8 protein-coding genes are annotated in these 7,415 nt (G+C 47.8%); all 8 read left to right on the plus strand.

The window, feature by feature from the left end; all coding sequences use genetic code 11:
* Positions 1-149 precede the first annotated feature (149 nt).
* The gene (locus B3O33_RS01405; protein WP_292360876.1) at positions 150-1,532 is read left to right on the plus strand and encodes a type II and III secretion system protein family protein; all 1,383 of its coding nucleotides are present in this window, start codon (positions 150-152) and stop codon (positions 1,530-1,532) included.
* Position 1,533: 1 nt separating this feature from the next.
* Positions 1,534-2,751 (plus strand): hypothetical protein, encoded by a 1,218-nt coding sequence (locus B3O33_RS01410; RefSeq protein WP_292360874.1) that lies wholly within the window; start codon positions 1,534-1,536, stop codon positions 2,749-2,751.
* A gap of 4 nt (positions 2,752-2,755) precedes the next feature.
* The gene (locus B3O33_RS01415; RefSeq protein WP_292360872.1) at positions 2,756-4,051 is read left to right on the plus strand and encodes a CpaF family protein; all 1,296 of its coding nucleotides are present in this window, start codon (positions 2,756-2,758) and stop codon (positions 4,049-4,051) included.
* Positions 4,051-4,953 (plus strand): type II secretion system F family protein, encoded by a 903-nt coding sequence (locus B3O33_RS01420; RefSeq protein ID WP_292360870.1) that lies wholly within the window; start codon positions 4,051-4,053, stop codon positions 4,951-4,953. Before B3O33_RS01415 ends, B3O33_RS01420 begins: the two co-directional genes overlap by 1 nt.
* A gap of 26 nt (positions 4,954-4,979) precedes the next feature.
* Positions 4,980-5,891: a type II secretion system F family protein gene (locus B3O33_RS01425; protein WP_292360868.1), complete on the plus strand. Its 912-nt coding sequence runs from the start codon at positions 4,980-4,982 to the stop codon at positions 5,889-5,891.
* The gene (locus tag B3O33_RS01430; RefSeq protein WP_292360866.1) at positions 5,888-6,577 is read left to right on the plus strand and encodes a tetratricopeptide repeat protein; all 690 of its coding nucleotides are present in this window, start codon (positions 5,888-5,890) and stop codon (positions 6,575-6,577) included. Before B3O33_RS01425 ends, B3O33_RS01430 begins: the two co-directional genes overlap by 4 nt.
* Before the next feature lie 23 nt (positions 6,578-6,600).
* Complete coding sequence (locus B3O33_RS01435; protein WP_292360865.1) at positions 6,601-6,879, plus strand: DUF3613 domain-containing protein; 279 nt, start codon at positions 6,601-6,603, stop codon at positions 6,877-6,879.
* A 34-nt stretch (positions 6,880-6,913) separates the two neighbouring features.
* The coding region (locus B3O33_RS01440; protein ID WP_292362788.1) for a TadG family pilus assembly protein at positions 6,914-7,415 on the plus strand (502 nt) is incomplete at its 3' end.

Consider the following 7,415-nt stretch of genomic DNA (forward strand, 5'->3'; position numbering starts at 1 on the left):
ACTGAAAGGTCCGGCAATTAAAACGGTTACTCCACCTGAAATAGTTACACCACCCCCCGTGAAATCGTCAACGCCAAAGGCAGCAGCGCAAGTGACTGTGCACCGGGGACTTCAGGAAACAGTGGTAAATGTCGGGCAGGAGAAATGATATGAGTAAAAGCCAGCCTGGTATCAGAACCTTGTGGACATCTGCCAGACAACAATGTCCGATATCCTTCGGCGTTTTGCTATTCATGCTGATGAATACAGCCATTGCAGATAGTAAGCTCACACTGGAACAGGGGTTGCAGCAGAGTTTTCAGTCGACTCAGCCCGTCGGGCGGGTTGCTGTAGGCGATCCCACCATAGCGGATGTCTCGGTGATTACGGAATATGAAATACTGATAACACCTCAACAGCCTGGCGTGACCAGTTTAACCATCTGGTCAAAAAACAATTCACCAAAACAGATGATTCAACTAACCGTGACGCCTGCAAAACAGTTGAAGCAGCATGGTCTGGATAAGCTGGAGGAACCAGATTTGCAGCTGGATGAAGTTGGTGAACAGCTGCAGTTACAGGGTGAGATAAATTCGCTTGATAATCATGCGGTAGCACGATCGGTTCTGGGGTTCGACACTGAAACGGGCATCGATAGCACGGTTTTTGATCAAGGATCGCAGGTGCAGATCGATATCAAAATCGTTGAGTTAAGTAAAAATCGATTACAGTCTGCCGGCTTCTTTTTTGGTAAAGGCAACCGAACTCCACGATCCATTTCCGCGCCGGGCAGCCCCTCCACTTTATCCCGTAACACCGCGGGTGGTCTGTCATTACTGGGTGATAATTTCGCCTTGAGTAACGATACCTTTAATCTGATCTACGGTCGTGCTTCTAATGGTTTGCTTGCGGCGATTTCTGTTTTAGAGGGTAATGGATTTGCTTACACATTGGCCGAACCCTCATTAGTCGCCATGAGTGGTCAAAGCGCCAACTTTCTTGCAGGTGGAGAGTTTCCAGTCCCGGTTCGGGGTTCAGGGCTGGATAACAGTGTGACCATTGAATATAAAGAGTTTGGGGTGAGGTTATCACTGACCCCTACTGTTCTGGATCAGCAAAGAATTGCCTTAAAGGTTTCTCCGGAAGTCAGTGAGCTGGACTTTAATGCCGGTATCCAGACAGGTGGGGTGACAGTACCGGCATTGCGGGTGAGAAGGACGGATACGACGGTGGCGCTGGGTGATGGAGAGAGTTTTGTGATCAGTGGCCTTATCAGTCAGAACACCCTTGCCAATGTCGATAAAATGCCATGGCTTGGCGATATCCCTATTATCGGTGCGTTCTTTCGATCCAACCAATTGGATCGAAGTGACAGAGAGTTGCTGATGATCGTCACACCGCATCTGGTAAAACCATTGGCACGTAATGCTGCATTGCCAGAGTTGCCTGGTGAGAAATACCGTAATTACAATCCAGATTTTGCCGATTTTCTGTTTTTTGAAAAGGGAGATTTTGTGAATCGACCACCCGTTTCTTCAGGTTTTTCGAAATAATATGGCTAAATTACAGAAAAATTCTTTTATCGTCGTTCCGGATAATGACAGTCAGTTGAACTGGTTACAGGAAGTGCTGATTGACGAAGGGGAGGTTATCAAAACCGATGTTTCCTCTATCGACCGTGTCCGGCAATTACTGGATCTGACGGGATCGCAAGTCGTTTTTGTCGGTTTATCCGAAACCAATCTTCGTCAGAATATTGCCTTTATCGAAGATCTGGTGACATTTAAAACCATGTTGTTGGTCATTGCGGTGGCGGATCATCTGGATAATGAATTGGTGTTGAGTGCGATGCGAGCAGGTGCACGGGAATTCATCACTACCGGCACCCGGCATAATGAAGTTATGCGTCTGTTGAATCGCCTGCAACATCGTGCGCCGATTGCCCAGCATGCAACTGACAGGCGGGGCAAAGTGACGTCATTAGTCAGTGCCCGTCCTGGCTCGGATACCCCCATGCTGGCATTGCACCTGGCTTTAGCCATTCAGACTGAAGGACAAAACGAGAAGGTTTTATTACTGGATATGGGGACACCGGCATCCGATACGCTGACCTATCTTGGCATTAATGCCCCCTACAGCTTTCTCGATGCAATACGCAGTTTACGGCGCCTGGACTCGACCCTTATTGACAGTGCGTTTGCCAAGCATGAGAGCGGTTTGAAGCTGTTAGCTTTACCCGAAGACCACACGGGTATTGGAGATGTCACTTCCGCTGATGTGTATGTCTTACTTGGTGTATTACAGCAGTATTTTACCCATATCATTATCAATCTGGGGGGCGTGCCCTATTCAGATTTCTTACATCTGCTGGTGAGTAACTCGAACACCACTCTGGCCTTGCTGGAGCAGAGTGTGCCCAGCTGTAAACAGAACATGCAGCTGATTCGTAAAATTTCCCAGGGCCAGATAGATATGGATTCGGTGAAGCTGGTCGTCGATCGATATTTACCGAATTTACCACCCGATGCAGAAAATCTGGCCAGGGGGTTGAACATTAATTTACTGACAACACTGCCATCTTCCGGGATGGCTCGCTTGAAAATGATGAATTCCGGAGAAAGTTTATTTGAATGTGCACCAAGAGATCCATACACCCAGGCAGTCAGAAAAATGGCCAGGAAGCTGACGATGGCTGAACAGGAAAGTAAGGAAAGCAATCAGTCCGGGTTGTGGCCACAGTTTAATGCCTGGATGAAGACAAAATTAGGATAACGCTATGGCTTTTCAATATCCCCAGTACGATTTCAGTCTTAAAAATACCCAGACGTATCAGGATATCAAATATGCATTGCATCGCTACCTTATCGCCCAGGTAGAAGAGGATAAAATTCCGATTGTGGAGTGGTCGGAAGAACAATTAAACGACTATGTTTATGGGCATGTCACACAGTATGCAAATAAAAGCCAGATGGCCGTCAGTAGCCAAGATCTGGATGATCTGACTGAGGAAATGGTCAATGAACTGGTGGGGTTTGGCCCATTACACAGTTTGCTGGAAGATGACAGCATCAGCGATATCATGGTCAATGGTGCTTACCATATCTTTTTTGAAAAACAGGGAAAAGTACAAAAGTCCTCATTACGGTTTATTGATGATGAACATGTTCTGCGAGTTATCCGCCGCATCATTGCCCCAATGGGACGGCGCCTGGATGAATCAAGTCCAATGGTCGATGCCCGCCTTCCGGATGGCAGCCGGATTAATGCGATTATTCCGCCATTGGCATTGGATGGTCCATGTGTTTCCATCCGCAAATTTCGTCGGGAAATGTTGCGTGAAACCGATATGCTGGTCTACGGCACGCTGAATCAGGAAATGCTGGATTTATTGATACTGGCAGTCAAAAGCCGTTGCAATATTATGGTTAGTGGTGGAACCGGTACCGGTAAAACCACACTGTTAAATACCTTGAGTCGCTTTATTGATCCAGCTCAGCGTATTGTCACCATTGAGGATGCGGCTGAGTTGCAATTGGGACATAACCATGTCGTTCGATTGGAAACCCGGCCACCTACCATTGAAGGGGATGGCGAAGTCAGGGCACGTGATCTGGTTCGTAATGCATTACGTATGCGACCGGATCGCATCATTTTGGGAGAGGTGCGTGGTGAAGAAGTGCTGGATGTTCTGCAAGCCATGAATACCGGTCACGATGGTTCAATGAGCACGGTACATGCCAATAATCCGCGGGATGCATTGGTTCGGCTGGAAATGCTGGCCTCATTGGCTAACTTCAAAGGCGCACATGATGTAATCCGGGAAATGATATCCAGTGCGGTTGATTTAATGGTGCATATTTCCAGATTTGCCGATGGAACCCGGCGCATTACCTCGATTGCTGAGATTACCGGGCATCGTGACGGGCAGTATTTGCTGAATGAACTGTTCAGCTATAACCACCCGTTAAACCGGCATGAAATCAACAATGTGCGGCCAGTGAATGAGAAATTCACCAGTGGTAACCAACACAGTAAAAACCATCGTCTCACTTCAGTGTCACCCGATTTCTAATGACTTTGGTATTAGTGATATATGCGTTTACCGGCCTGATGATTTTTCTCGCCGTTTTCGCCTTAGTTCAAAGTCATTCAAAAGAACTGACGGAAAAGACCAATCGTAATTTTACGCAAGTGGTCGGAATCACCATTGACGGGCGATTCAGCCGCCAGCCCAAAAAAAAATCCACTCGGGTTAAAACATTGTTATGGCGAGCCGGTGTTGAACCCAAAGAGCGTCATATTGTGCTTATTGTTATGGGTATTCTTTTGCTGACGGCTCTGGTTGCGATGAGCAAAGGGCTGCTCACAGCAATATTTATTCCGCTGTTGGTCGTTGTATTTCTTTATCTCTGGTTGCAGCGACGAGCATCAACACGCATTAAAGATATTTTGTTTCAACTGCCCCTGTTTCTGGATCAGGTGTTAAGAGCATTGGGCACCGGACGTAGTATGGAGGGCGCTCTGGAACTGGCCACTCTGGAATCCCCTCAACCTTTAAAAGCCGTATTTGAGCGTGTTCTGAGAGAAAATCAGTTAGGCAAGGATCTGGGGCTGGCAATTCAGGAAACAGCGGACCTATATCGATTACATGAATTGTATCTGGTGTCACTGGCAATCCGTGTTAACCGCAGCTATGGCAGCAGTGTTCGTGAGTTGATAAAAAATATCGTTAAGATGATTCATCAGCGGGAAGCGGCCAGACGAGAGTTAAAAACCATGACTGGTGAAACGCGTGTGACAGCCTGGGTTCTGGGTCTGTTACCACTGGTAATAGCCGGCTATATCATGATGATGAATCCCGGGTATATGACGACTATGTGGGAAGACAGCTCAGGAAGATTTATGCTGTTCACCGCGGTGTTTTTCCAGCTGATTGGCGCATTTGCCTTATGGCGAATGATTAAGAGCATATAGAGGTAATGATGCCCGGCTGGATTATCATGACAATAATTTTTCTGATAATAATGGCAGTGGTCCTGGTCTTTTGGGCCCAGCATCAGGTCAGTAGAGCTGATCAGGCTTCACAACGACGTTTTTTTGAACTGCTGGAAAAAAATTCTGCTGATGGTGACATTGATCATCACTGGATGAGAGGTGTCGTCCGGCGAATGGGCCACAGTAAACTGGCCCACTGGTTACCGAAACTGGAACACTTTGAAACGGTTCAGTTACTCAGACAGGCTGGCTGGTATACACCAAGTGGGCGGTCATTTTTTTATTTAGCTACCTGGCTATTGCCTGTTGCACTGACATTTGCCAGTGTGATTATTCTTTACCTTCAATCCGGCGGGCTGGATGGTCAGGCATGGGCCAAGGTTTTTATTGCCGCTACGATAGGCTATTTGTTACCCAAATATATTCTGCGCCGAAGCGCAAAAGATCGTCGTAACAGATTATCCCGGGAAATGCCTACGGCCATTCATCTGTTACGGATGCTATTTGATGCCGGCCTTTCGACGGAGCATGCCATCAGAGTATTACAGCAGGAAGGCCGGTTACTTACACCCGAACTGGCCAAAGAGTTAAACAAAGTCTTACGTCAGATTGATGCCGGACTGGAACCTGCAGAAGCTCTGGCAGAAATGGCTGCACCACTGGAAGTGAATGAACTTGATGATTTGGTGGCGATATTGAAGCAGGTCAGCCGGCATGGTGGCAATATTCGTGAAACGCTGGTGAAATTTGCCCAGCTTATTGAAGAACGCCAACTCTCGGCATTACGGGAATACGTCAATGTACTTTCCGGAAAAATGTCTGTCGTGATGATGGTGTTTTTATTTCCCGCCCTGCTGATTTTTCTGGCCGGACCGGGATTTATGGCGCTCGCCAAAGGCTTATCAGGAGCATTATGAAATTAACATCAACAGTTTGTCTCGGCCTGATAGTGAGCCTGACTGGCTGCAGTCAGTTGGGCGGAGGTACTCAAACGCAATCGCAGACGATGTCAGCCGCACACGCCAGTTGTGGAAAAGCAGTGGATGCAGATACCTCGATGAATCTGGATTTGATCGAGCAGCTTATGACTTCTGGTCGTTTGCATGCTGCACTGGCACATCTGGATAACCTTCAGTCAACTTCGCCTTATGCTACCTATTTACGCGCGGAGATTCTTCGTCAGTCAGATCGCAATCAGGAGGCCGCCGAATATTATCTGTCCTTATTGCAAACCTGCATGGTGGGAGAGGCACATCATGGACTGGGTCTTATTGCCGGGCGTAAGAACCTCTTAAATAAAGCCGTTGAACATTTAACGGTGGCAGCAGAGCAGTTGCCGGTCAATGCCAGAATCAGAAACGATTTAGGCTATGCATTATTACTGCAGGGGCATTTCGAAAAAGCCCAGCATGAGTTTATTACCGCATTGGAACTGGATCAGGATGCGCGTCTGGCGGAAACCAATATGATGATTTTACTGCTGGCAACGGGGGAGCAGTCAAAAGCGGAAGCGTTTGCCAGACGTATCAATATGGATCCGCAAACAGTGGCTGACTTGAATGAGCAGGCGATGTCCATTCGTGCCCAGACACGCAGCAGATAGCTGTATAAAAAAAGGAAGCTCAGATGCAAAAAATACCATTGATACCCATCGGTTTACTCTGTTTTGCTCTGTTTACGTGCGGGGTGATGGCAGAACCTGCCAAACCGCCAGCCAAACAAGGTGAACAAACCCGGAAATGGCTGAACTTGCAGCAAAACGGTCAGGCCGCTTCATCACATAATCAGACGCTTCCGGGTCCTGTGGCAGCAAAAATCTATGAACGTTATCTGAATAGCTTCAGTCATCCGATTCCGCAATATTTCAGTGAAATTGAATCGAATCCGTTTAGCAATTCGCGTTAAGTGTGTGGTGGGCTGATAATCATTGTCTGTGACTATGAAACTTAATATTAAGCAGCGAGGAGCAATAGGCCTGTTGGGCATTATGACCTTATTGCTCGCGACTTTATTTGTTGCCTTGGCAGTGGATACCGGTCGCTTGCTGATGGAGCAACGGCGAATGCAGACGGTAGCGGATATGGCCGCTCTGGATGCTTCTGCTTTGGCAGGACATTGTGGAGAAGGCGATCTGGCTCAGGTACAGGCGTTGGCACAAGCCAGCGCGGCACGAAATAATCATGTTATTACGGTCGATAAAACGCTGGATGTTTCGTTAGGCCGTGTCGATACCGTTACCGCAGGATTGAGGCAGTTCACGACAACCACTGCAGACTCCGCAACGGCGGTTCAGGTCATAGCGGCAAAATCTGTTCCTGCCAGTTTTTTTGCCGGCGGTATTCTGGGACGCAGCGTGAACTTGTCCGCCAGCGCTGTTGCTGAAAGGCAGGGAGTTGCCGGTTTTGTGGCGGGCAGTTCTTTAATTGGGCTTTCTGAGCAAG

Origin of the sequence: Methylophaga sp. UBA1464, assembly GCF_002325665.1 — a bacterium.
Classification (GTDB): Bacteria; Pseudomonadota; Gammaproteobacteria; order Nitrosococcales; family Methylophagaceae; genus Methylophaga.